Below are 20378 nucleotides of genomic sequence, written 5' to 3'. Positions count from 1 at the left end.
CGCTACCGCAAGCACCTGGGGATGATCATCTTGCCGCCCATCGACCCGAAGGTGGTCGGCGTCGCGGAGGCGTGCAGGCAGCTCGAGGCGGTGATCCGCGAGACCTACGAGGCGCGGCGCGACGAATTCGGCGGCGACGCCAAGGACGGCAACACCGTCCTGCGCGAGCTGAGCTTCGTGCCGAGCGGCGCGCAGGGTGAGGGAGCACCCGAAGGCGACGGCGGGGATGGGGGCGCGACGTCGGGGGAAGTCGGGTAGGGTCCCGACCATGTCCGCCGCCTCGGAGCGCGCCGCCTCCTTTCAGATCGAGACCAAGGGCCTGGAGCTGGTCACCGTCGAGCCCCCGCCCGCGGACCAGCGCCGTGCTCGGGACGCCCGCTTCGCGCTCCCGGGCGAGAAGCGCTCGCGCTACTCCCTGCCCACGGCCCTCGAGTCGGGCTCGCCGGTGGGTTACCGCAGCCGCGTGGGTCTGAGCCGGGAAGAGGGCGAGGCCGCGCTGCAGCTGCTCTCGCTCAAGCCGCCCACGGGCTTCGCCGAGGCCGGGGCCCACTCGAGCGCCGTGCGCGAGGCCGAGCTGTTCGAGGAGAGCGCGCTCGGGATCATGTGCGCGCGCCAGTCGACGAACTACCGCGGCCACCGACAGCTCAGCTTCGGCCCCGAGGACAGCGTGCGCATCGCCGCGCTCTTGCGCCGCCTCCAGGGCCTCGAGGTCCCGGTGCTCGACGGCGCGGCCTACACCCACTTGGTCCTGTCTCGGCCCTACCGCACGCCCTTCACCCTGCTGCTGACCTTCATCGGCCACAAGCCCGTGCGCAGCCTGCTGAGCGTGCCCAAGCGCGCCTACGACAAGCGCATGCGCGGGGCGACGGACATCCCGACCATCGGCTACCTCCAGGATCTGCACCTGGGCATCCTCGCCGACACCCTCGAGCGCGCCGTGGTCGTGGCCAGCGAGGGCCAGCGCCGCGCGCAGATCTTCCAGGCGCCCTTTTGCGCGGCCCAGGCCGAGGCCAACCGCAGCGTCATCCGGGAGCTCGAGGGCCTGTGCAAGCTCAGCGGCGAGGACCGGCGCGCGGGCTGGCGCATCGCGATGGTCGCCCAGGTCGGCCAGGCGCTGCCCGAGGAGGCGATCACGCTGCCGCCGGCGCTCGAGCAGGGCGGGCTGTGGCGCAAGCTCGGCGCCAACCTGCTCGCCTTTCGCAGCGAGCGCATCCAGCCGGGGGTCAACTTCGAGCCCAAGGCGCCGCCGCCCTACCGCGAGCGCCAGGACATGGACGTGCCCGAGGAGTTCACCGTCCAGGCCGGGCGCGCGGCCTACAACGCCTTTTCGCGTTGGACCGGGTGCGAGCGCGAGCGGGCCAAGGAGCTGCTGCTCCTCGACCGCGTCGACGTGCTGACCCCCGACGGCAAGACCCGGCTCCGCAAGATCCGCGACAAGCTCGAGCTGATCACCGACCGGGTCGTGGCCGAGATTCCCAAGTGGGCGGACGTGCCCCTGGGCAAGGCGCTGTCGCGCAATGCCGAGCGCGGGCGCAAGGCCTTCGCCCTCGCCGGGCAGCGCATCTACATCGCCGGCCTGTCCAAGGACGAGGTCGCCTCGGCGGGACTCGACTGGCAGCTCGCGGTCCGCGGGGTCGGGGCGGCATCGTGCCGCAGCGGGCTCTACGCGGAGCTCATGGGCATCGTCGAGCTGCCCGAGGGCTGCGACCTGCTCGCCGGGATCTGCATGATGGCGGGGCCGGTCAACCAAGACGACATCGGCAAGACCCACTTCGGCATGCCCGACATGCTCCTCGACAACCCCGCCTTCGACGGCCGCGACCCGACCTCGCTGCTGGTCTGGACCCTCAAGGCCAAGACCGTCGCCGATCCCGTTGGCAACGAGGAGCAGCTGCTCAACGCCGCGCGCAAGGGCGCCCTCGTCGACCTGCGACCCGCGCCCCACGAGGTCGTGAGCGTCTCGCGGGGCGGGCACCTCAAGCCCATGCGAGCCCGCGACGGCAAGCACAACCGCGAGCGCGCGTTCGCGGACATCGACAACTTCGTGCGCGATCACGAGGGCGTCGAGATCCCCGGTAACCGCGGCGAGGCCTGGCCGCAGGCCTGGAGCGACGAGACCGTCTGGTAGGGGCTGGCTGCTCGCTCAGCTGGCTTCCTGCTCGCGCAGCTCACCGGCCAGCAGGCGCTGGATGTGGGACGCGAGGGCCTCCGGGATCGGCGGCGTGAACTCGATTCCGACCATCCCCGGGAGCACCGTCGAGGTCCACACCACCGACGCGTCGACCTTCACCTTGCCGCGCTCGGGGAGGTCGAACTCGACCTCGATGGCCTCGCCGCTGATCAAGGGCGGATCGATGTCCGTGGACAGCATGGCGCCGCGTTCGCTGACGTTCTCCGTCGACCCGCCACCTTCGCGTTGGTCGTTCCGCAAGGTCAGCCGATAATGGACGGCCACCCGCGGACGAGTGCGCAACTCAGCCACCGATGCAGTCTACGCGTCGATCCCTCAGTGCCCCATTTTTCGGGCTTTTCGTCCCGGCGCACGCCATTGAAGTCACGGCTCCTCGCAGCCTCTCGATGACGCTCGGGCGAGCGGGGGACGACTCGGACGCGCGCCGTGGATAGCTTGGGGACGAGGGGTGGATGAGCTGTGGATGGCCTGTCGATGGCGCTCCGCGGGCACACAGGGGCGCTGAGAGCGGATCACGGCCCAGCGGCCGGAATCTCTCGGAGGCCTCGGTGGGGCCCGGCGCCTTCTGCACAGAACCGCGGCCGCGATATTCGCGCCGCTTTGAGGGGGGATCCGCGCGGACAGCGAAAAGCGATCCAATACCGTTCGAAGCCCGGTTGACGGGACTCCTGAACGAGTGTTAGTCACCATCATCTGTTCAGTGCAGGCGAGAATCTTCGTTCGATGCTAGAGCACCCATCAGGCTTTCCCCGCGCACGGACCCTCCTTCCAGAAACACCGGATCCTCCTTCAATTTCAGGTGTTTCTGCGTGCGCGGGGAAGCCTGATGTTTTTTCTGGGAGCTCCAGTTCGACGGATTCGATGGGAGCGGTCGTCGACTCGATCGGCGCCCTCGAGTCCCTCGAGCTCGTCGCGCTGCGTCGCTCGCCGGCACGGCCGGCACAATTCTCCGACTGGCCCGACTGGGTCGATGCGCGAGTGCGCGAGCGCTTCGCGTCGAAGGGGATCGCGCGTCCGTGGTCGCACCAAGCTCGCGCCGTCGAGCTCCTGGGCCAGGGGCGAGATCTCGTTTTGGCAACGGCGACGGCTTCTGGAAAGTCGCTGTGCTACCAGGCGCCGGTGATGCAGGCGGTCCTCGAGGACCCCCGCTCGCGCGCGCTCTTTCTCTTTCCCACCAAAGCTCTCGCGCGGGATCAGGTCGAGGCCATGCGCGCGCTGGTGGGCGAGGCCGTGGGTGTCGGGACCTACGACGGCGACACGCCGCCGGACCAACGTCGCGCCGCACGCGCGCGCGCCCACGTCATCGCCACCAACCCGGACATGCTGCACCGCGGCCTGTTGCCCCACCACGACCGCTGGGCGCCCGTTTTGGCTGGGCTGCGCTACGTCGTCATCGACGAGCTGCACACCTACCGCGGGGTGTTCGGCAGCCACGTCGCCAACGTCCTGCGTCGGTTGTGGCGGGCCTGCAGCTTTCACGGATCGCGGCCGCAGATCATCGCTTGCTCCGCGACCATCGCCAACCCGGTGGAGCTGGCGAGCACCCTTTGCGCCCGCTCGAACTTCGCCCTCGTCGACGAGAGCACGGCGCCCGCGGGTGCCCGGACCTTCGCGGTGTTCAACCCGGCAGTGGTCGATCCACTCATCGGCGTTCGCCGGGATTACTTGAAGGCCAGCCGCGCGGCGCTGGCCGAGCTCCGCGCGGCCGAGGTCACGACCCTCGCCTTTTGCCGGACCCGCAAGGCCGTCGAGCTGCTCACCCGCTACCTGCGCGAGGACGAGGCCGGGGTCCGCGAGGGCGGGCGATCGCCCATGGCGGAGTCGACGGCCTCGCCCGGGGGTCTCGTGGGTTCCGCGTCGGTGCCTCGGGCCGCCCGCGGGGTGGGTCCGTGGGCGCGGATGCAGGACAAGCCCAAGCCCGGATCCAAGGGATCCAAGGGAGGCCGTCCGCGCTTTCAGCGGGAGGCGGAGCTGTCTGGTCCCGTCGACGCCGGGGCCATGGCGCGGGCGCGCCGGAAGATCCGCGGCTACCGCGGGGGCTACCTGCCCGAGCACCGCCGCGAGATCGAGGACGCCCTGCGCCGGGGCGAGGTCGAGGTCGTCACGGCGACCAACGCCCTCGAGCTCGGCATGGACATCGGGGGCCTCGACGCCGTGGTCCTCGCGGGCTACCCGGGCACGCGCGCCGCGACCTGGCAGCGCTCGGGCCGGGCGGGCCGTCGGCAGGCGCCGGCGCTGACCGTGATGATCTTGTCTTCGCGGCCGCTCGATCAATTCATCGCCGCCGATCCGGAGTTCTTGTTCGCCGAGCCTCCGGAGCACGCCCGGGTCGATCCCCTCAACCCCGAGATCCTCGTCCCGCACCTGCGCTGCGCCGCCTACGAGCTGCCCTTTGGGTTCCCGCTCGACGAGGCAGTGGCAGATCGATCGGGAGAAGGGGAGGGCGCGGAGGACCCGAGCTGGTGGCGCAGCTGGGGCGACCTGCCCGAGCTCGACCTCGCCAGCGCCCTGACCTATCTGTCGGATCACGGCGCGCTCTTGCGCGAGGTCGACGAGGCGGGCTGTCCGCGCTTTTACGCCATCGGCTCGGCCTTCCCCGCCGACGGCGTCGATCTGCGGGGCAGCATCGAGGAGAACTTCGCGGTCATCGAGGAGCGCCCCGGGACGGCGGAGCACGGCCGCATCCTCGCCGAGGTCGACTTCGAGGACGGCCCGCTCTACCTGCACCCAGGGGCGATCTACCCGCTCGAGGGGGCCATCTACGAGGTCCGCCGCCTCGACTGGGACGAGCGCAAGGCCTACGTGCGCGAGGCGACAGTCAGCTACTACACCGAGGCGATCTGCAAGCTGAAGGTGCGCATGCTCGAAGGCTCAAAGGCGCCGCCGGTGCACGAGCGGGCGCTCTCGGAGGTGGTCTCGGGCACCGGCTACGCCCACGTGGTCCGGGCCGTCCCGGGCTTCAAGAAGCTCCGCTTTCGGACCCACGAGAACATCGGCTTTGGCCCGGTCAGGCTGCCGGACCTCGAGCTGCACACCGTCGCAGCCTACTGGTCCATGCCCGACGCGCTGATGGCCGAGCTCGCCGATCCCTACCGCCGGGCCAACGCCGCCCTGGCCGCGGCCCACGCCATCCAGCACATCGCGGCCATGGTCTTGATGTGCGAGCCCAGCGACCTGCGCCACGCGGTGACCTCGGGCCCGCCGGGTCCGGAGGGCGTCGCGGCCTGGGCCCCGGTGGGCAAGGGCCAGCCGAGCGCCGAGGCGCGCCTGGCCGCGAGCGGGCGCCCGACGATCTATCTATATGATGATCTCCCGGGCGGGGCCGGGCTGGCCACGCGGGTGCACGCCATGGGCCGGGCCTTCTTCGAGCGGGTGCTCGGGGCCGTCCGCGGCTGTCGCTGCGGGACGGGCTGCCCGACCTGCATCGGCACCGAGGTCTCCCTGGACACGGCGGAGCTGGGCAGCGTTCGCGGAGCCCCGCTGCCGGACCCGCGCATGGCGGGCGTCGGCGACGAGCTCCGGGCGCGGCAGCACGCGCGCGCCGACACCCTGGCGACCCTCGAGGCGCTGTGTGAAGGAGTGGGGGCGTGAGCGGCTTGATGGCTCGACTCGGGCACGCGCGGGTGCTGCACGGCAACGCCGCGCCGACGCAGCCCGCCGCGCCCATGCTCGAGCGCGCGACGGCCGAGCCCGCCCGCGAGCGGGGCTTTCGCGTCCACGGGCTGACGGTGGGGGCGGAGGGCGTGCAGCCCGAAGCGAGCGAGGGGGGGCCCGGTGGAGCAGACGCTCCCTTCGTGGGCCCCGGCGCCGCGAACACCCGCCGCTTCATCGCGCGGACGCCCCGGTGCGCCGAGCCTGCGCTGGCTCGGGCGCTGGTCTGCCTCGGGGCGCAGCTGCCCGGCGCCGGTCGAGCGCGCCCCGTGTTCCTGGACACCGAGACCACCGGGCTCGGCGGCGGGGGCAGCTTGGCCTTCGTCATTGGCCTGGCCTGGTACGGCGACGACGGGCGGCTGCGCGTGCGCCAGTGGGTCCTCGAGCGCCTCGGCGCCGAGGCGGCGATGCTTCGCGCGGTGCTCGACACCCTGCGCGCCCTGGGCCCGGCGCCCCTGGTCACCTACAACGGCGCGAGCTTCGACTTGCCGCTGTTGCGCATGCGGGCTGGGCGGCACCGCTTGGCCGCGGCGGAGCTCGACGGCGAGACCCTCGAGCACCTCGATCTGCTCCACCCCACGCGCCGGCTGTGGCAAGGCCGCGCGCCGGACTGTCGCCTCGGCACCCTCGAAGAGCTCGCCCTGGGCCAGCGGCGCCGGGGCGACATCCCCTCGGCCGAGATCCCCGAGGTGTTTTGGGACTGGCTGCGCGCCCGCGACGAGGGGCGGGTCGAGGCCCGGACGCAGCGGCGGCTGTGCGCCGTGCTCGAGCACAACTGCGCCGATCTGGTCAGCCTCCCGGCCCTCGCCGCGTCCCTCGCCCGGGAGATCCATCGGCCCAGCGACCTCGATCGCGCCCGTCGGGCCGCGCGTCACCTCGCCCGCATCGGCGTCGAGGAGCAGGCGCGGACCTTGCTGGCGAGCTGGCTCGACGAGGTCCTGGATCCGCGCGACCTCAGCGGCGCCCAGTCCCTCGTCGAGACGCTGCAGCTGCGCGACGCGGCCCTCGAGCTCGCGACCTTGCACCGACGAGCGGGGGAGCGGGAGCGGGCGGCTCGGCTGTGGCGCTGGGCGTGGTCCGTCGATCCGCGCAGCCCGATCGCCGCGGAGGCGTGGGCCAAGCACCTCGAGCACCACGCGCGCGACTACGAGGGAGCCCTGCGCGTGGCCGAGGGCTCTCGGGTGCCCTGCAGCCGTCGTCTCAGCCGACTTCGGGCCCGGGTCGCGCGGGCGTGTCCGGCTCCGGCCACAAAGCCGGCTCCAGCTCCGTTTCCTGCTCCTGTTCCTGCCGAGCCCCGCCACGTCGCCGAGCCCGAGCCGAAGCGCAGCCCAACGCCTGCGGCAACCAGCGTGTCGCAGCCGCCGGCAGCCTCGCCGCGTCTGCAAGGCAGGTCCTTCGGCAGCCCGATCCCGTCCCCACGCGGCGTGCGGAGCTTCACGGATCGCAGCGTCCCCCGGGCGCGCAAGGGTGAACTGCTCGAGCGCAGCGAGTCCGAGGATGGAGCGCCGCGGCTGCGCTATCGCCTGCTGCGTCGGGGCTGACACCGGGCGCGACGCGTAAGCGAGGAGCGGGGGCCCCGTTGGCCCGAGCGGCAATCTCGCCGTGCTAACCTCCGGCCACTGGTGCAGCGCGCTCTCCGATCTCCCTCTCCGTTCTCGTCCCTGGTGGCGGGCTCGCTCGCGCTGAGCCTGGTCGCGAGCACGGGCTGCGTGAGCCTGACTCCGCAGCTGCACCCCACGGAGGTCGAGAGGCTCGAGCGCATCGAAGATCGGGAGGAGCGGGAGGCGGCCTACGCCGCGAACGCGATCTACCGCCAGGACGACGCCCGCGGCACGCGCTACGTCAAGGGCGAGCGCCTCGGGGCGCGATCGCGGAGCTGGCAGTCCCTCGATCTCGTGCTCCGCTCCGACCGCCACTCCTCGGCCGCGCTGCCCGAGAAGAAGCTGCGCCGCGCCCGGGTGCTCACCGGCCTCGTCGGGGCCAGCGCGCTGATCCTCGTGGGCGGCTTCGCGGCCTCGGCCCGCGACGGCCTGGACCTGATGCGCCTCAACGGCACGGGCGCGGTCTTGCTCGCCGGCGGCGTCATGACCCTGGGCTTCGGCATCGCCACGGGCGTCACCTGGGGGCAGGCGCGGGCTGGCTACGAGGGCGCCGTCGACGTCTACAACGACAGCCTGGGCATGCGCCTGGGCATCTACGACGCCGACGGCAACTACGTCCCGCCGGACGGGGTGATGGTCGACGAGGAGGGCTTCATCATCCTCGACCAGCGCGAGATCCTCGTCCCCGAGGTTCAGGGGCCCAAGCCGCCGCCCGAGCCCGTGGTCAACCCGCCGCTGGTCTTCCCCGAGCAGCAGCCGGAGCCCTCATCCGAGCCCGCGGCGCAGCCCGAGGCCGCAGCGAAGCCGGCTCCCGAGGCCTCTGAATCGGCCGCTGATCCGGCCCCCGAGGCACCTGAGCCCGCTCCTGCACCCGAGTAGGCAGGCCGGCCCTTGACGCGCGCCCTCGCTGCGCAATCATCCCCCGACGTGGCTGCCCTCGCCCAGCTCGGCCTCTCCGACGCCTCCGCCTCGCGCGGGGCTCGTCGCGCGCGCTCCTTTGGCCTGGGCCTGACGGTGATCCTCGGCGTCGCGTCGGCCTTCGGCTCGACGGGCTGTCAGGGCGCGGCCGGGCCCGTGGAGGAGCTCTCGGGCAAGCAGGTCTACGACCGGCACTGCGCGCGCTGCCACGGCTTCGACGGTCGCCCAACCAAGGCCTCGCCCGGCGCCCGCGACCTGACCAACCGCAGCTACGTCGACAGCCTCGGCGACAAGAAGATCCGCGCCGCGGTCATGCAGGGCCGCCCGCCCATGGGCCCGGGCCAGCCCATGGCGATGCCGGCCTTCGGCACCCAGTTCTCCGAGCCCGAGTACAAGGTGCTCATCGGCTACGTGCGCAGCCTGTCCAACCCCGAGCTCGGCCCAGCGCGCCTGTCCGCCTCGGAGTCGGAGCCAGGGTCAGAGCCAAAGTCAGAGCCAGGGCCAAAGCCGGAGTGAGCGGGGCCGGAGACCGGGGCGGGCGCGCCGACGGCATCGAGCTGATCTGGCCGGGCAAGTACGTCGACGGTGAGCGCGCCCCGCTCCTCGACCGGGGCGCGAAGCTCGAGCTGCGCGAGCGCTTGGGCGGGTCCACGCCCGACGACCCCCTCGACGGCGACGCGCTGATCCTCGGCGACAACCTGCTCGCCCTCGAGGCCCTCGCGCGGGATCGGCCAGGCAGCGCCGATCTCATCTACATCGATCCGCCCTTCGCCACCGGCTCGCGCTTTTCGCTGATCCGCCGGGTCGGCAGCAAGCGCGAGGGCGACGAGGCCGAGCTGCGCCTGCCCGCCTTCGACGACGCCTGGGAGGGCGGCCCCGCCGGCCTGCTGCGCATGCTCGACCCGCGCCTGCGCCTGCTCCATCGCCTGCTCGCCCCGACCGGCAGCCTCTACGTGCACGTCGACCCCACCGTGGGTCACGCGGTCAAGCTGCTGCTCGACGAGATCTTTGGGCCCGAGTGCTTCCAGCGCGAGATCGTGTGGCGCATCGGCTGGCTCTCGGGCTTCAAGACCAAGGCCCGCAACTGGATCCGCAACCACGATCTCATCTTCTTTTACGTCAAGGACCCGCGCGCCTTCACCTTCAACAAGCGCTACGTGCCGCACCCTCCGGGCTACAAGCGCCGCGACGGCAAGCCGAGCAAGGCCCCGGGCGTGGCCATCGAGGACGTGTGGAACGCCAACGCCGTGGAGGCCGAGCTGAGCGGGCGCGAGTCCCTGGACTCGATCCAGATCAAGAGCTTCTCGAAGGAGAAGACGGGCTGGGCGACGCAAAAAAACGAGAGCCTGCTGCGGCGGATCATCGAGGCCTCGAGCAACCCCGGCGACCGCGTCGTCGACGTGTTCGCGGGCTCGGGGACCGCCGCCGTCGTCGCGGCCGAGCTCGGGCGGCGCTTTTGGGCCTGTGACCGCGCCGAGGCGGCGGTGCAGATCGGCCGTGGGCGGCTGCTCGAGGCGGCGCGAGGGGGCTTTTGCGTGCTCGAGCTCGACGCGCGCGAGGCTGAGCTGGAACTGGCGGGGCTCGACGCGGGCGCGCTCGAGACCTGGGTGCTCGAGCAGCTCGAGGCCGAGCCGGCCGCCGACGAGCGCCACCCGTGGATCGTGGGCCGACGCGGCGAGGTCACGGTCGCGCTCGCGCCCTCGACCGAGCTCGTGACCGCGGCGGCGATCGAAGGGCTGGAGCGCGCCCTCGCCGGGCAGCGCTTCGAGCTCGCGGCGCTGTGCTGGGCTGCGGGGGCCTGCGCGAGCGGGGTCTCGCTGCAGATCACCCGCGGGATGTTCGAGGCGAGCGGCCGGGCGACGACCTGGGCCGCGGGCGGGCAGGCCTTGCGCGAGCGCCCGCAGATTTTGGCGCGGGTCGTGGCGGGGGAGTCCGGGGTGCACGTCGAGCTCGACGGCGTCACCTGGCGGGGCGCCGAGGCCTTGCCCGAGGGTCTGCGCGACCGTGGCCCCCGCGAGACCGTGCTCGGGTGGAGCGTCGCGTCACAGCGCGCGCCCGAGCGACCGCTGTGGGTCTGCTGGCGCGCGCGCGGACGGGGCGAGCTGGCCAGCGTCAGCGCCGTGCTACCCCGAGGGTCCGGCCCGTGGCGCGTGGTCGTCGAGGACCTGCTCGGCGGTCGCACGAGCCTGCTCCTCGATGCCCCAGTCTCGAAGGAAGGCTGAGCGCGTGCAGCCGGATCGGCGGGCGAGGGCCGGTCGGCGTCAGTAGGGCGCGCGGCCGCGGATGTTGCCGGGCGGATCGTAGTGACAGACCCACAACATCCACTCTTCGTAGCCGCCGCGGTACACGAAGGGGCTGTTCGCGTCGCAGCGCTGCACGGCGCAGCCGACCTGCCGAGAGTCGCGCCAGACCAGCTGGGTGTAGTGCCCGCAGATCTTGCCTTCGGCGCACTGGCCGGAGACCCGGGTCCAGTCGTCGACCTCTCCCGCCCACGCGTGCACGACGGACTCGGGCGAGGTCGCGGCGGCGCGGGCGTAGAGGTTCTCGCCGTGGGGCCCGTAGCTGTGCTCAAAGCGACACTCGGCGGCCACCTCGGCGGCGCTGTGGCTGAGCGCGTCGGACCAGCGCAGGGGCGGGAGGTCCGCGGAGCCTGGGGTGTCGACCTCGCGGCGGACCTCGTTGTGGGTGGCCAGCATGTCTGTGGCGAAGGCGCCGGGATCTTCGACGTGGGCGGGGTCGCCGAGGCTGGCGAGGGCGGGGATGCACAGCAGCGCGGCGGACACGAGCACGCTGCCGAAGGTCAGGCGGCGGGCTCTCTGGGCGCGGAGTTGGTTGCGCAGCCCGTGGTGATCGTCCTCGTCGAGCAGCAGGGTGTCCAGGTCGTCGTCGTCGTCAGAGAGCCAGCCATCGAGCACGCGGATCCCAACTGCTGGCGGGCGGGGAAGTTCCCGACAATTTCAGGCGCCGTCGCGCAGCGCCATGAGCATGCGGCCGAGCCGGTTCTCGCCCTGGGCCTGGCCGGTGTCGCGGTGGAGGCTCCCGCCCCAAAACGAGCGCGCGCCCGAGCGCTCGAAGTGCAACAGCGCAAAGCCGGCGGTGGCCTCGAGCACGGCGCGAAACAGCGGCTGCTGCTGCCATCGAGCCGCGAGCGCGCGCTCCATCGCGCCCTCGCGCGCCTTCGCCCAGGCCTCGACGTCGAGGCTCGCCCCCGCCTTGGCGTAGGCCCCCCGACCGCCGGCGCGCTTGGCCGCCGCCGGATCCGAGCCGACCGCCGAGGGCCCCGTCGCGCCGAGGCGAAAGCCGCGGGCGAGCTCCGGCCGATCCGAGCACGAGGCCTTGGCGGCTTGAAAGCAGTGCTCGACGCTGGCGTAGTCGTGGCCGTCGACGCGCACCGGCGCCGGGTGGAAGTTGGACAGCACGCGGCGCCAGCTCGGGGGCAGCCCCGGCGCCGGGGCGGGGACGTCCCGGGACTTCGAGAAGAACACGACGGTGAACAGGGCGACGCGAACGGCCGGATCCAGCTCACCGAGCTCGCGTTGACCCCAGCGCCCGCCGAGGGCCTCGCACGCCGCTCGCGTCGCCTCGGGCAGCGCGCTCGGATCGTCGACGCGCGGGTGCACGAGCAGCCCGCGGGCGCCGTCGGGGCGCGCCCGAACCCGGGACCACGCCTTTGGCAGCCGCTTTCCGCCGCCGTAGTCGTGGATGGCGAAGGGGGCGAGCGCAGCCTGGGCTGCGGCCGTGTGTTCCGGGGTGACCTCGAGGGTCAGAGCCACGCGCGCGCTGCCTCGCTCAGTCATGGGTGTTGTTTTTACACTATGGCTGGGCGGGCGCAAGCGAGGGCGCGAAGGACCGCTCGCGCGCCGTTTAGCCCTTCTTTTGGGCGACGGGCACGAACTTGCGCTTGAAGATCCACTTGTCCGCCGTCGAGCGCCGCTTGTCGAAGCGGTAGCGATCGACGGCGAAGTCCTTGAGCCCCTCGGCGCGATCGATGCGCTCGGTGATCAAGTAGCGCGCCATGGCCCCGCGCGCGACCTTGGCCATGAAGCTGAGCACCTTGCCCTCGTTGGGGTCCTGCTTCCAGTCCTCGAACACGCAGGCGACGACGCGGCGCCCGTCCTTGGCCAGCTGCTTGGCCTGGGCGGCCTTGAAGTACTCGTTGCTGGCCAGGTTGACGAGGGTCGGATCGGCGTGGCCCTCGAGGGTCGCGTCGAGCTGCTCGCGGATGCGCCCGCCCCAGAACTCGTAGAGGTTCTTGCCCCGCCGCGTGGCCAGCTTGGTGCCCATCTCGAGGCGGTAGGGCTGAATCAGATCGAGGGGGCGCAGCAGCCCGAACATGCCCGAGAGGATCAGCACCCGGTCCGCGGCCCACTCGAGGTCGGCGGCGGACAGGCTGCGCGCGTCGAGGCCCCGGTAGACGTCGCCGGCGAAGGCGAGGCTCGCCGGCAGCGCGTTGTCGTCCGTAAACGGGAGCTCGAAGCTGCGGAAGCGATCGTAGTTGAGCTTGGCCAGGTCCTCGCTGAGCTTCATGAGCTCGCGGAGCTTCTTTTGGCTCAGGTTGCGCGTCGTCTTCATCAGCGCCTGCGCGTCGTCCATGAGCGCGGGCGTCGAGGTCTCGAGGGGGATCGAGGCGGGCGAGAGGTCGAGGCTCTTGGCGGGGGACAGGACGGCGAGCATGGGCGCGTCGACAGTACTCGATCACCCCGGGGGGCTCGACGGGCTCGACGGCCTCGACGGGGGCGCCTCGGGGATGGCCCAGCGCTGACCGGCGACGATCAGCTCGGGGCGGGCGTCGTCGTCTCCGCCCTCGGGCCAGACCATGTGGTTCGAGAGATCCATGGTCGCGGCGTTGAGCAGGCGGACGCCCAGGGGACGGCCGCTGTCCCGCGCGGGGACGGTGCAGCGCAGCCCGGCGTCGGGCTCCTCCCACAGCGTCGCGGGGTCGAGGGGGAGCCGCCGGGCGTCGTCGAGGATCAGGTGGGGCGCGCGCTCGTCTCCCCGGGGGCGATCGACGCGCAGCGCCCGGAGCGGGAGATCGGCGAGCTTCAGGTACACCCACTTGCCCTCGAGTCCCAGGGTGACCTCGCCGCCCTCGGTCGCGTCGAGGTTGGCGCGGAACAGGGCGACGATCCCCGGGTGGGTGATCGCGTCGCCCTCGAAGCTGAAGTTCCCCTGGCGATCCATGTGCAGCGGGAAGCCCCGGCGGAGCTTCTCGAGGGTCTGGGGGTCGAGGCCTTCGATCGCCATCGCGGGGACCTTAGCAGGCCCTGGGGGCCCCGCCACGCCCGCGAGAGGGGGCGCGGCGGCGTCGCGTTTCAAGGCGCGCCGTCCTCTGCTATCACCCGCCCCCGTGAGCCTCGTCGTATTCGAGAAAGTCTCCCTGGGCTTCGGCAAGAAGACGATCGTCGACGAGCTGGATCTGCGCATCGGCAACGGCGAGCGCATCGGCCTCATCGGCCCCAACGGCTCGGGCAAGTCGACGCTGCTCAAGCTGCTGTCCGGGGACATGAGCCCGGACTCGGGCAAGATCACCAGCGCCCGGGGCATGCGCCTGGGCTGGCTGCCCCAGGACATCGCCCTGACCGGCGGGCGCTCGCTCATCGAGTTCGTGCGCGCGAGCGTGCCCGGGCGCGAGTCCCTCGACGGGGACATCGCGGCGACGGAGTCCGCCCTCGCCGAGGTTCAGGCCGCCGTCGAGTCCGGCGCGCGCCCCCTCGACGACCCGGAGCTCATGACCCTGGCGACGCGCATCGCCGACCTGCACGAGCGCCGCACCCACTTCGAGACCCACTACTCGGACCACGAGGCCTACAAGATCCTCAGCGGCCTGGGCTTCGCCGACGCCGACCGCGACCGCGACATCGGGGAGCTCAGCGGCGGCTGGAAGATGCGCGCGGTGCTGGCCTCGCTGCTCTTCCAGCGCCCGGACTTGCTGCTCATGGACGAGCCCACCAACCACCTCGACATGCCCTCGGTCGCGTGGTTGGGCAGCTTCCTGCAACGCTACGGCCGCAGCTTCATCCTCATCTGCCACGACCGCGAGTTCCTCGACGAGCAGATCGAGCGGGTGGTCAGCTTCGAGCCCGAGGGCGTGCGCCAGTACCGGGGCAACTACGTCGCCTACCGCAAGCAGCGCGAGGAAGAGGAGATCATCCTCGAGAACAAGGCCCGCAACCTCGAGCGCGAGCGCGAGAAGGCCGAGCAGTTCATCGAGCGCTTCCGGGCCCAGGCCAACAAGGCCAAGGCGGTCCAGAGCCGGGTCAAGCAGCTCGCCAAGATGGGCGAGGTGGCGACCTTCCAAAAGCGCCGGATCATGCGCTTTAGCTTCCCGCCCACGGGGCGCACGGGCGCCGAGGTCCTCGAGATCCGCGGGGTCAAAAAGGCCTACGGCGAGCACGTGGTGTTCCCCGGCCTCGACCTGCGCGTGCCCAAGGGCGAGAAGATCGGCATCATCGGCATCAACGGCGCCGGCAAGACCACGCTGCTGCGGATGATCGCCGGCGAGATCCCCCACGACGGCGGCACCCTCGAGCTCGGCCACAAGGTCGAGGCCGGCTACTACGCCCAGCACCACGCCGAGTCCCTCAACCGCGAGATGACCGTGTTTCAGGAGGTCAGCTCGGCGGACCCCGAGGCCGGCCAGACCCGGGTGCGGACGGTGCTCGGCGCCTTCTTGTACTCTGGCGACGACGTCGACAAGAAGGTCAGCGTGCTGTCCGGCGGCGAGCGGGCGCGGGTGGCCCTGGCCAAGCTGCTGATCAAGCCGGGCAACTTGCTGCTCATGGACGAGCCGACCAACCACCTCGACCTCGAGTCGAGCGAGAGCCTGGCCGAGTCGCTCTCGACCTACGACGGCACCTTGCTGTTCGTCAGCCACAACCGCGCCTTCGTGCGCCGCCTGGCGACGACGATCTGGAACGTGCACGACGGCACGGTGGAGACCTACCCGGGCACCCTCGACGAGTACCTGCACAGCGCGGCGCTGCGCGGCGAGTCCCTCGAGGCCGTCGCCGACGGCAAGGCCGGGGGCGACCGGCCGACGCAGCAGCCCAAGTCCGCCGGGGACGCGGCGAAGCCCGAACAGGGCAAGGGCAAGCAGGCCGCGCAGGCCCCCGCGTCCAAGCGCGACCGGGCGGCGGAGAAGGAGCGCAAGCGTCGCGAGGCCCAAGAGCGCGCGCGTCGGTCCAAGCGGCTCAAGCCCCTCGAGCGCAAGGTCGCCGAGCTCGAGTCGCGCATCGGGGAGCTCGAGGACGCCCAGAAGCAGCGCTCCGTCGAGCTCGCCGATCCGGCGGTGTACGACGACGAGGCGCGTCGCCGGGAGCTCCTCGACGCTTACCAAAAAGCCGCGGAGAAGCTCGAGGAGCTCAACGGGCGCTGGGAGATGACGACCCTCGAGCTCGAAGAGGTCCGCGAAGAGCTCGAGGGTTGAGGCGGCCGAAGCTCAGGGGCTCCTCAGCCCAACGCGGCTGGGCTCGCGGGTCTCGCCGCTGGGCATCAGCGTGATCGGAGGTCTGCGGCGATGGGCCTTGGCGAACTGAAATCGCGCGCAGCTTTGGAACTCGGCGAGGCAGTATTGGTCGAGGCAGCTGCGCAGGGCTCTCTCCGAGTGCATCTTCGGGAACAGCTCGCAGCGCTCGACGTTGGGGCACTTCCAGTCGGCGTCATCCACCCATGTAGAATTGCGCGAATCACGCGACTCGGCCACGAGGGCGCTCAAATCGATGATTCCCGCGCCTTCACGCGGCTCCAGGCGCAGGAGTTTCCGATCCTCCAGGGTGAAAGCTGGAGTGGGGCGATGCTGGCGCGGTCAGGCGACGCGCTGGGCTCCATGCTCGCGCGCGTCGTCGCATCGGCGGCGGGCCTCGACCTGAGCTCGCTCAGGGCACGGGCAGGGCCGTGGGCTCGAGGTAGACCCGGCTCGGCAGGCGCCCGAGTTGGCCTTGAATGTCCTCGCCCCAGCAGGTCACCCGGCCGTCGCGGTGGCGGGCGCACACGTGCTCGGTGCCCGCGGCGAGCTCGGCGATGTCGTCGAGCTCCGGCGTCTCGAGCCAGGTGATGTCGTCGTTGTAGGTGTTGTCGCTCCAGCAGCGCGGCTTGCCCGAGCGCTCGAGCGCGCAGATCCGGTTGCCGCCCGCGGTGATCTGCGTGGGGTCGTCGAGGGGGATGGTCGTCATGCGATCGGCCGCGTAGCGCACGTGCTTGGGCCCGCTCCCGTCGCTGCGCCACTCCGTATCGACGCGCCCGTACCAGCACTGGACCTTGCCCGGGCTCAGGGCGCAGTCGTGGCTGTTGGCGCTGGCCAGGGCCTTGGCCCCGCGCACCGCGTCGATCTTGGCGATCTCCCGGGGCGGGCGGCCATTGTCGTTCCAGTAGTGGACCTCCCCGAAGCAGCTGACCTTTCCGCCCGAGTGGATCACGCACGCGCGCATGTTCGACGCGGACAGCTGCGTGGGCCGGGGCAGGGACTTCTCCGGGGCCGCGTTGGGGAGCTCGGCGGTGGCCGCAGCGCAGCGCAGCGCGGTCTTGTTGGCGCCCATCAGGGCGCACATCGGCGGCGGCCCGGCGGCGAAGTCTCGGACGTGATCGTGGGTGTCCATGAGATTGAAGCTCAGCTCGGGATCGTCGCCGCCGGTGCTGTCCCAGCGGCCGCAGGACAGCTTGCCGTTGGCCCCGAGCACGCAAAACTCCCAGCTGGCGAGCATGCCCGCGAGGCCCTTGCCGAGGTCGACGCCAGCCAGGGCTGCGGGCGTGGAGCTGAGCACGACGCCGTGCTGGCTGGCCGCGTCCGAGCCCCAGCAGCGGGCCACGCCGGCGTCATCGAGGGCGCAGGTGCTCCGCCCCGACGCGTGGATGGAGCGCGCGCGCAGACCCTCGAGGGTGTGCACGTGCATGGTCTCGCGGTGGATGGCCTCGCCCTGGTCGAAGCCCCAGCACAGGATCTCGTCGGACTCGGTCAAGGCGCAGCTCTGGTCGGGGCTGAGCGCGAGGGTGGTCACGCCTTCGAGGCCCGCGACGCTCACGGCCTCGGAGCGCGCCGTGGTCGTGCCGTCGCCGAGCTGGCCGTGGTTGTTGACGCCCCAGCAGCGAGCGCCGCCCTCGCGGGTGCGCACGCAGCTGTGTTGGCGCGAGGACGCGAGCTCGCGGCCCTCGGACACGCCCTGGACGGGCTCGAACTGGAGCTTGCCCTCGCTGCTTGGGTACAGCAGGCTGCGCTCGGAGCAGCGCACGCTGCCGTCCCCGTGGAGCACGCACAGGCCCCCGGCGTCGGTGAGCTCGAGGGCGACCACGCCCGCTTCGGGCAGCGGCCCGAAGTTGATGAAGTCCGGGTAGCGGCTGGGGTCGTCCTCCGCGAGGCCGTTGGTCGGGGGCGGGGCGGGAGCCGGCGGAGCCTGGCCCTGCGTCCGTCCCGAGCCGGGGTTGCGGACGGTGAGCTGGCCGTAGCGGTAGGCGTCGCGCACGGACCGGCCCCAGCAGGCCAGGTCGCCCTGGGCCCCGAGGGCGCAGGCGAAGCCGTGGGTGACGTCGTAGGCGACGGTCTGCTCGAGGCGCAGGCGGGGCATGCCGTAGGCCTCCTCGCCCCAGCACCACAGCGAGCCGCCCTCCTCGAGCACGCAGGACTCGCCATCAGAGATGGCCAGGTCCGTGGCGTGGGCGATGCGGGGCACGTCGAAGACCATCGGCGAGCCCCAGCGCACCGAGCCCCAGCAGCGCACCCGGCCGTCTTCGACGATCGCGCAGGCGAGGTTGGTGGCGGTCGAGAGGGCGGTCGCGTCGTCGACGCCTTCGACCCGGGAGGCGGGGCCCCACTTGATGGTCGAGCGGTAGTCGAGGGGGTTGGGCGGCGGTTGCGGCGGCAGCTCGCGCAGCTGCATGCTCGCGGCCGGGCCCTGGCCCCAGCAGTAGATCGCGCCCGTCGACTCCACGGCGCAGCCGAAGGTCTGCTCGATCGACAGGGAGACCCACCGGGGCAGGTCCTCCTCGGGGCTCTCGGCCTGCTCGGGAGCCACCACCGTGGGCTCGCTGCCGCCCTGTGGGACGGCGCTGAGGTTCGCCGTGGGCCTGGGGCCGCACCCGAGGCCTGCGAGCACCGTCAGCGCGACGAGGGAGCAGCGAGCGTACATGGCTGAACCGTAGCAAAAGCGAGCACAGGGAGAGCGGTCTGGGCCTCACCGGGGTGTCGGTGGTCGAGTCACCGATATTTCGATGAGCTCGGGCATCGATGCTACAACCGTGGGGGCATGCGCGACTTGGCCGAAGTGCTCCTCGACATATCGGTGGTATTCGCAGACAGCGAGGACTTCCAGGAGCTATTGCCTCGCCTCGCGCGCCGCCTCGAGCGGCACCTCCCCGTCGCCGAGGTGGAGATCGCCGAGTACGTCGAGCGTGAGGACAGCGTGCTCATCGCCACCTACTCGCCCGACTCGGGGCGTCGATGGCGCGGGACCCGTTCGAGGCGCTACTTGAGTCGTCGAGACGGGAGCGAGCCCCGAGTCGTCGACCTCGAGAGCGGCGAGCTGTCTCGGATCGACTACAGCGAAATATCCGTGGCGATGGAGCTACCCATCGGCGGGCGCGTGCTGGTGTCGATTCGGTTCACCGAAATGCCAGTGGATATCGAAGGGGCTGCGCTCGAGCGCCTGTTGGCCTTTCTCGATGCCCAGCTGCGGTGCTTCGAGCAGGTCGTGCTGGCGGAGCTGCGCTGCCGCGATCTGGAAGCGAAGCTGGCCGAGAGAGCTGCTCTCCCGACTCCAGAGGCCGAACCCGAGCCTAAAACCGAAATGTCAGTGGAGTCTGTTGACCCTCCCGAGAGCCTCGACCGCGCGATCGCCGAGCACCTCCGCCGCGCGCTGGCCCACACCGGAGGCAAGATCTACGGCGAAGGCGGCGCCGCCGAGCTGCTGGGCCTGAAGCCGAGCACGCTCCAGAGCAAGCTGCGAAAGCACGGCATCGAGCGGAGCGACTTCGTCGAAGCGCCCACGAGCCCGCCGCCTTCGGTGCGTCCCATGGGCGGTAGCACCGAAAAGCCGGTGCCGTCCGCCAGCGCGCACTAGCGAGACTGCAGACGAAGCCCACGCCCCCGCTCGCGGGGCCGACCACCGGCCTTCTCGAAGGCACGAAGCCCATCGCTCACCAAACCAAAGTGGAGGAGCGGATAGCGAGGAAGCGCCCCCGGTCCCCAAGCGCCTGTGGGGGTAGAGCAGAGTTCAGGTCTGGAAGCCCAGGTCGTCGTCGAGGCGGTGCTTGGCCGCGTCGATCTGCCGCTGGCGCTCGGTGTGGTCCCAGGCCAGGGCCTCGGCCATCGCGTTGGCCAGGGGCTCGATGGCGGCGTAGGAGTCGAGGCCGTAGAGCGGTAGGCGCGTGCGGCGGTAGAGCATGTCCTCGAGGGTGACGGCGCCCTCGACCTCGACGGCCCAGCGGACCTCGCCGACGACGCAGCGCGAGCCGGGGAACAGCGGCTGGGCTCCGAGGGCGAGGACCTGGTCGGCCTCGACCCCGAACAGCCGGGCCACGCGGGCGGCCGTGGTCTCGTCGACGCCGTGGCGCTGCTGCAGGCCCGCGGCCAGGGGCTCGAGCTCGCCGTCGAAGTCGCCGCCGGGCAGCGGCGGCTCTTCGCCGCGCTCGGGGATGTCGCGCCCGAGCTGCTCGGCCACGGACTCGAGCACCCGCCGGGCCATGCCGCGGTAGCCCGTCAGCTTGCCGCCCGCGACGGACAGCACGCCCAGCGGGCCGCGCAGGAGCTCGTCGCGGCGCGAGAGCTCCGAGGGGTTCTTCTTGGTCGGGTCGGCGATCAGCGGGCGCAGGCCGGCCCACGCCCCGCACACGTCGCTGAGCTGGAAGTCGCCGCAGGTGAAGTGCCGCGACAGGGGCTCGAGCAGGTACTCGACGTCGGCGCGCTCGATGGTCGGCCAGACCTCGGCCCCGGGCTCGTAGGTGGTGTCCGTGGTCCCGACGTAGACGACGTCGCCGCGGCGGATGGCGAAGATGCGCCGCTTGTCCTGGGTCCCGAGGACCAGCAGGTT

17 protein-coding genes are annotated in these 20378 nt (G+C 71.8%); 9 read left to right on the top strand and 8 right to left on the bottom strand.

Translation table 11 applies throughout. The features are described from left to right. On the top strand, nt 1-258 hold a 258-nt coding region (locus tag PPSIR1_RS38335), incomplete at its 5' end, for a hypothetical protein (protein ID WP_006976672.1). 10 nt (nt 259-268) lie between these two features. Then, the gene (locus PPSIR1_RS38330) at nt 269-2128 is read left to right on the top strand and encodes a hypothetical protein (protein WP_006976671.1); all 1860 of its coding nucleotides are present in this window, start codon (nt 269-271) and stop codon (nt 2126-2128) included. Between the two features lie 15 nt (nt 2129-2143). Here the strand turns inward: PPSIR1_RS38330 and PPSIR1_RS38325 are convergent, their stop codons facing one another. Next, a complete protein-coding gene (locus PPSIR1_RS38325; protein WP_086002073.1) occupies nt 2144-2482 on the bottom strand; it encodes a PilZ domain-containing protein in 339 nt (112 codons plus the stop codon). A 570-nt stretch (nt 2483-3052) separates the two neighbouring features. On the opposite strand from PPSIR1_RS38325, the gene PPSIR1_RS45070 reads away from it, so the two are divergent. The 5 genes from PPSIR1_RS45070 (at nt 3053) to PPSIR1_RS49810 (ending at nt 10583) form a co-directional block, all read left to right on the top strand. Continuing rightward, complete coding sequence (locus PPSIR1_RS45070; protein ID WP_006976669.1) at nt 3053-5782, top strand: DEAD/DEAH box helicase; 2730 nt, start codon at nt 3053-3055, stop codon at nt 5780-5782. Continuing rightward, a complete protein-coding gene (locus tag PPSIR1_RS45065; protein ID WP_086002069.1) occupies nt 5779-7383 on the top strand; it encodes a ribonuclease H-like domain-containing protein in 1605 nt (534 codons plus the stop codon). Before PPSIR1_RS45070 ends, PPSIR1_RS45065 begins: the two co-directional genes overlap by 4 nt. Nucleotides 7384-7506: 123 nt before the next feature. Beyond that, entirely contained in the window at nt 7507-8322 is an 816-nt protein-coding gene (locus PPSIR1_RS38305; protein WP_006976667.1) for a hypothetical protein, read from the top strand. 48 nt (nt 8323-8370) lie between these two features. Next, a complete protein-coding gene (locus tag PPSIR1_RS38300) occupies nt 8371-8877 on the top strand; it encodes a c-type cytochrome (RefSeq protein ID WP_006976666.1) in 507 nt (168 codons plus the stop codon). Next, nucleotides 8874-10583 (top strand): DNA methyltransferase, encoded by a 1710-nt coding sequence (locus tag PPSIR1_RS49810; protein WP_006976665.1) that lies wholly within the window; start codon nt 8874-8876, stop codon nt 10581-10583. Before PPSIR1_RS38300 ends, PPSIR1_RS49810 begins: the two co-directional genes overlap by 4 nt. A 39-nt stretch (nt 10584-10622) precedes the next feature. On the opposite strand, the gene PPSIR1_RS38290 is transcribed toward PPSIR1_RS49810, so the two are convergent. The 4 genes from PPSIR1_RS38290 to PPSIR1_RS38275 form a co-directional block, all read right to left on the bottom strand. Beyond that, nucleotides 10623-11276, bottom strand: a complete 654-nt coding sequence (locus PPSIR1_RS38290; protein ID WP_006976664.1) for a CAP domain-containing protein — start codon at nt 11274-11276, stop codon at nt 10623-10625. 42 nt (nt 11277-11318) lie between these two features. Beyond that, nucleotides 11319-12158 carry an NADAR family protein gene (locus PPSIR1_RS38285; protein ID WP_006976663.1) on the bottom strand — a complete coding sequence of 280 codons (840 nt, stop codon included), beginning with the start codon at nt 12156-12158 and terminating at the stop codon, nt 11319-11321. Between the two features lie 67 nt (nt 12159-12225). After that, complete coding sequence (gene yaaA / locus PPSIR1_RS38280; RefSeq protein ID WP_006976662.1) at nt 12226-13035, bottom strand: peroxide stress protein YaaA; 810 nt, start codon at nt 13033-13035, stop codon at nt 12226-12228. A gap of 21 nt (nt 13036-13056) precedes the next feature. After that, the gene (locus PPSIR1_RS38275; protein ID WP_006976661.1) at nt 13057-13605 is read right to left on the bottom strand and encodes a hypothetical protein; all 549 of its coding nucleotides are present in this window, start codon (nt 13603-13605) and stop codon (nt 13057-13059) included. Nucleotides 13606-13708: 103 nt separating this feature from the next. On the opposite strand from PPSIR1_RS38275, the gene PPSIR1_RS38270 reads away from it, so the two are divergent. Next, a complete protein-coding gene (locus PPSIR1_RS38270) occupies nt 13709-15787 on the top strand; it encodes an ATP-binding cassette domain-containing protein (RefSeq protein WP_006976660.1) in 2079 nt (692 codons plus the stop codon). Between the two features lie 12 nt (nt 15788-15799). On the opposite strand, the gene PPSIR1_RS38265 is transcribed toward PPSIR1_RS38270, so the two are convergent. Beyond that, nucleotides 15800-16027: a hypothetical protein gene (locus tag PPSIR1_RS38265; protein WP_006976659.1), complete on the bottom strand. Its 228-nt coding sequence runs from the start codon at nt 16025-16027 to the stop codon at nt 15800-15802. A 208-nt stretch (nt 16028-16235) separates the two neighbouring features. After that, complete coding sequence (locus tag PPSIR1_RS38260) at nt 16236-18479, bottom strand: RCC1 domain-containing protein (RefSeq protein WP_006976658.1); 2244 nt, start codon at nt 18477-18479, stop codon at nt 16236-16238. 117 nt (nt 18480-18596) lie between these two features. On the opposite strand from PPSIR1_RS38260, the gene PPSIR1_RS38255 reads away from it, so the two are divergent. Beyond that, nucleotides 18597-19409 carry a hypothetical protein gene (locus PPSIR1_RS38255; protein WP_006976657.1) on the top strand — a complete coding sequence of 271 codons (813 nt, stop codon included), beginning with the start codon at nt 18597-18599 and terminating at the stop codon, nt 19407-19409. Nucleotides 19410-19562: 153 nt separating this feature from the next. Here PPSIR1_RS38255 and PPSIR1_RS38250 read toward each other — a convergent pair. Then, nucleotides 19563-20378, bottom strand: an 816-nt coding sequence (locus PPSIR1_RS38250; protein WP_006976656.1) for a glycerol-3-phosphate dehydrogenase C-terminal domain-containing protein, incomplete at its 5' end; no start/stop codon positions are given.

This window comes from Plesiocystis pacifica SIR-1 (genome assembly GCF_000170895.1).
Classification (GTDB): Bacteria; Myxococcota_A; Polyangia; order Nannocystales; family Nannocystaceae; genus Plesiocystis; species Plesiocystis pacifica.
Note: the sequence above shows the minus strand (reverse complement) of the source record. Positions and strands in the feature narration are given on the sequence as shown.

Coding starts and splice junctions, on each gene's coding strand:
- PPSIR1_RS45070 (WP_006976669.1), top strand. CDS start 3,053: ATGGGAGCGGTCGTCGACTCGATCGGCGCCCTCGAGTCCCTCGAGCTC.
- yaaA (WP_006976662.1), bottom strand. CDS start 13,035: ATGCTCGCCGTCCTGTCCCCCGCCAAGAGCCTCGACCTCTCGCCCGCC.
- PPSIR1_RS38255 (WP_006976657.1), top strand. CDS start 18,597: ATGCGCGACTTGGCCGAAGTGCTCCTCGACATATCGGTGGTATTCGCA.
- PPSIR1_RS38275 (WP_006976661.1), bottom strand. CDS start 13,605: ATGGCGATCGAAGGCCTCGACCCCCAGACCCTCGAGAAGCTCCGCCGG.
- PPSIR1_RS38285 (WP_006976663.1), bottom strand. CDS start 12,158: ATGACTGAGCGAGGCAGCGCGCGCGTGGCTCTGACCCTCGAGGTCACC.
- PPSIR1_RS38260 (WP_006976658.1), bottom strand. CDS start 18,479: ATGTACGCTCGCTGCTCCCTCGTCGCGCTGACGGTGCTCGCAGGCCTC.
- PPSIR1_RS38330 (WP_006976671.1), top strand. CDS start 269: ATGTCCGCCGCCTCGGAGCGCGCCGCCTCCTTTCAGATCGAGACCAAG.